Origin of the sequence: Halioglobus sp. HI00S01, assembly GCF_001635445.1 — a bacterium.
In the GTDB taxonomy this organism is placed as follows: Bacteria; Pseudomonadota; Gammaproteobacteria; order Pseudomonadales; family Halieaceae; genus Halioglobus; species Halioglobus japonicus.
This window is the reverse complement of sequence record NZ_LWEE01000382.1, coordinates 1-228: the sequence shown is the minus strand read 5'-3', so window position 1 is coordinate 228 and position 228 is coordinate 1. Positions and strand designations below refer to the sequence as shown.

The 228-nt window shown below is 51.3% G+C and carries 1 rRNA gene; it reads right to left on the bottom strand.

What is annotated here, in order from left to right:
• Nucleotides 1–90: 90 nt before the first annotated feature.
• Nucleotides 91–228: ribosomal RNA gene (locus tag A3709_RS21015) — 16S ribosomal RNA — on the bottom strand; the annotation flags it as partial.

The following is a 228-nucleotide window of genomic DNA, read 5'->3' as shown; positions in this document are numbered from 1 at the left end:
CCAGCTGAGCTATAGCCCCATAACTACGCATCAACCGAATAAGACAAAGACAAATGTGTGAGCACTTGAAGAAATAGTGCCACTATCGTTTAAGGAGGTGATCCAGCCCCAGGTTCCCCTAGGGCTACCTTGTTACGACTTCACCCCAGTCATGAATCACTCCGTGGTGATCGCCCTCCCGAAGGTTAGGCTAACCACTTCTGGAGCAACCCACTCCCATGGTGTGAC